Source organism: Actinoplanes sp. NPDC048967, from assembly GCF_040649415.1.
Taxonomy (GTDB): domain Bacteria; phylum Actinomycetota; class Actinomycetes; order Mycobacteriales; family Micromonosporaceae; genus Actinoplanes.
On record NZ_JBEZFL010000024.1, the window covers coordinates 1 to 3666 of the forward strand.

The window sequence follows — 3666 nt, forward strand, 5'->3', positions numbered from 1 at the left end:
GTGCGTGCGGGTGTGGGTGAGGTGGAGTCGGTGGTGGCGGCTCTGGCTCGTTTGCACAGTGTGGGGGTCGCGGTGGATCTGCCCGCGGCCATCGGTGGCGGGAAGATCGTGGAGCTGCCGACTTCGCCGTTCGCCCATGACGACTACTGGCTCGCCGCGGAAGCCGGCAGCAACGTCAGCAGTGCCGGGCTGACCGCACCCGGGCACCCGCTGATCGGCGCCGTCGTGGTGTCTCCCGACGAGGGCGGTGTGGTGGCGACCGCGCGCTGGCCGCTCGGCCCACTCGACGAGCACATTGTCGCCGGGACCGTGGTGGTGCCCGGGGCCGCCCTGGTCGAGGCCGTTGCCTGGACCGGTGCGGAGGTCGGTGCGGGTGTGGTCGAGGAGTTGGTGATCGAGGCGCCGGTGGTGTTGCCGGCCGGTGGGGTACGGGTTCAGGTGGTCATCGGTGCGGTGGATGCCGACGGGCGCCGGTCGGCTGCGGTGTATGCGTCCGGTGATGAGGGGCTGAGTTGGACCCGGCACGCTTCGGGGTTTGTCGGTGATGCCGAGGTGGACGTCGAGTCCTTGGTGGAGTGGCCGCCGGCGGGTGCCGTGATGGTCGAGGTTGACGGCTTCTATGCGGAGCGGGCCCGCGACGGTATCGGTTACGGGCCGGTGTTCCAGGGTCTGCGGCGGGCGTGGACGCGTGACGGTGAGGTCTTCGCCGAGGTGGCGTTGCCGGAGGACACCGACACCGACGGTTATGTCCTGCACCCGGCCCTGCTCGACGCCGCCCTGCAGACCGGAATGCTGCGACCCGGCCGGAGTGACGGTGTGCGGTTGCCGTTCAGCTTCACCGGCGTACGGCTGAACCCCAGCACGACCACCTCGGCCCGGGTCCATCTGCGACCGGCCGGACCGGACACCGTCTCGGTGTCCCTGGCCGACGGCACCGGCACGCCGATCGCCGCGATCGCGGCGATCGCCGTGCGCCCCCTCGGCGCCGCGGTCACCGCGGGCGACGCCTTGTTCCGGACCGCCTGGAAGCCCTCGGCCACGGTCCCGGTCGCCGGCGCCCCGGAGCCGGCGGTGCTCGATCTCCGCACGCCCGGCACCGCGAGCGGGCCCGGACACACCCGCGAAGTGCTGCTCGCGGCGCTGACGGCGGTGCAGGAGCGGCTCGCCGCGCCCGACCCCGACGACCGGCCGCTGATGGTGCTGACCCGGTTCGCCGTGACGGCGACCGCGGACGATCCCGCCCCCGATCCGGCCGCCACCGCCGTGTGGGGGCTGCTGCGCTCCGCCCAGGTGGAGCACCCGGGTCGGTTCGTCCTGGTCGACACCGACGCGACATCGCTGCCCGACGGCCTGCTCACCGCCGTGGTCATCAGTGAGGAACCGCAGGCCGCACTGCGATCCGGCGCCGTGCTGTTGCCGCGGCTCGAGCGGGTACGGCCCGCCGGCGGACCCGCGCCGGTCTGGCGACCGGACGGCACCGTGCTGATCACCGGCGCCACCGGCGAACTGGGTGGGGTGCTGGCGCGGCACCTGGCCGCGCAGGGCGTCCGCCGGATGGTGCTGCTGAGCCGGCGCGGACCGGCGGCCCCCGGCGCCGCCTCCCTCGTGTCCGACCTGGCCACCCACGGAGTGCAGGCCGATGTCGTCGCCGGCGACGCCGCCGATCCGGCTGCCCTGCGCCGGATTCTCGCGCGCATTCCGGCCGACGCCCCGCTGACCGCCGTCGTCCATGCGGCCGGCGTCCTCGACGACGGTGTCGTGACGGCCCTGACCGGGCAACGGCTCGACGCCGTGCTCCACGCCAAGGCTGACGCCGCCTGGCAGCTCCACGAGCTGACCCGCGACCTCGACCTCGACGCCTTTGTTCTCTACTCGTCGGCGGCCGGGACCTTCGGCGGCCCGGGACAGGCCAATTACGCTGCGGCGAACGCCTTCCTGGACGGGCTCGCCGAGCATCGGCGGGCGCAGGGCCTGCCCGCGGTCTCCCTGGCCTGGGGACTCTGGGCGCAGAACACCGGCATGACCGGGGATCTCGCCGCCGCCGACCGGGCCAGGCTCGCCCGTGGCGGACTGCGTGCGCTGTCGCCGGAGGAGGGGACGGCGCTGTTCGACGCCGCCCTGGGCGCGGATGCCGCGGTGCTCGTCACGGCTCGCCTCGACCTGGCGGCGATGGCCGGCGTACCCCTGGTGCGGGACCTGATGCCGGCCCGGCGCCCCGATCGCGGCAATGCGTGGCCGGACCTGGCCGGCAGGCTCGCGGTACTGGCCGGCGATGCCCGCCGGGACCTCGTGCTGGAGGTGATCCGGAGCCACGTCGCCGAGGTGCTCAGCCTGCGCGGGCCCGGCGCCATCGAGCCCGGCCAGGCATTCAAGGACGTCGGCTTCGACTCGCTCACCGCCGTCGAGCTGCGCAACCGACTTGTGGCCACGACAGGGGTCCGGCTGCCGGTCACCCTGGTCTTCGACCACCCCACGCCGGCCGAGCTCGCCGAGCACATCCTCGGCGAGCTGGCTCCCGGACCGGCCGCCGACCCCGAAGAGGAGCAGGTGCGCCAGGTGCTGGCCACACTGCCGCTGAGCCGGCTGCGGGATGCGGGCCTGCTCGACTCCCTTCTCCGGCTCGCCGGGCCGGTTCCGGCCGGGTCCGGACCGGTCGATCCCGGACCGGCCGATGCTCCGGCATCCGCCATCGCCGACATGGGGGTCGACGACCTCGTGGCGCTGGCCCTGGGCGCCGACAGCGACGTCGCCTGACCCGAAGTCCGTTCAGTTCCGCTGACACTTCCGCCCCGGAGGAGCTTTCACCATGGCCGAGGACAAGGTCGTACTGGCGCTGCGCGCCGCGCTGCAGGACAACGAGCGGCTGCGTGAGGAGAACCGGCGACTCGCCGGCGTCACGACAGAGCCCATCGCCATCGTCGCCATGGCCTGTCGGCTGCCTGGTGGAGTGGCCACACCTGAGGACCTCTGGGACCTGGTGGCCCGCAACGGTGACGGCATCACTCCGTTCCCCACCGACCGGGGGTGGGACCCGGACATCGTCGATCGCACCGGTGAACACGAGGGCCGGTCGTACGTGGGGGAGGGGGGCTTCCTGACGGACGCGGCGGAGTTCGACGCCGGTTTCTTCGGCATCTCCGATCGCGAGGCCCTCGCCATGGACCCGCAACAGCGGATCTTCCTCGAGGCCGCCTGGGAGGTCGTCGAGCGAGCCGGTCTGGACCCGGCCACCCTGCGGGGCAGTGACGTCGGCGTTTTCGCCGGCGTGATGTACCGCGACTACACCGCGGGCGTGCACTCTGTCCCGCCCGGCGTCGAGGCCTTTCTGGGCCTGGGCAATTCGGCCGCGGTCCTGTCCGGACGCGTGTCGTATTCCCTCGGATTCACCGGACCCGCGATGACGGTGGATACGGCGTGTTCGTCGTCGTTGGTGGCGTTGCATCTGGCGGTGCAGGCGTTGCGGCGGGGTGAGTGTTCGTTGGCGGTTGCTGGTGGGGTGACGGTGATGGCGACGGCGGACACGTTTGTGGAGTTTTCGCGGCAGCGGGGTCTTGCGCCGGATGGTCGTGTGAAGGCGTTTTCGTCTGATGCGGATGGGACGGCGTGGGGTGAGGGTGTGGGTGTTCTGTTGGTGGAGCGGTTGTCGGATGCGCGGCGGTTGGGTCA

At 72.7% G+C, this 3666-nt stretch carries 2 protein-coding genes; both read left to right on the forward strand.

Annotated elements, in window-relative coordinates:
- Nucleotides 1–2754: type I polyketide synthase (locus AB0C12_RS44050; RefSeq protein ID WP_360557222.1), on the forward strand; the 2754-nt coding region annotated here is incomplete at its 5' end.
- Nucleotides 2755–2806: 52 nt separating this feature from the next.
- Nucleotides 2807–3666: beta-ketoacyl synthase N-terminal-like domain-containing protein (locus AB0C12_RS44055; protein ID WP_360557224.1), on the forward strand; the 860-nt coding region annotated here is incomplete at its 3' end.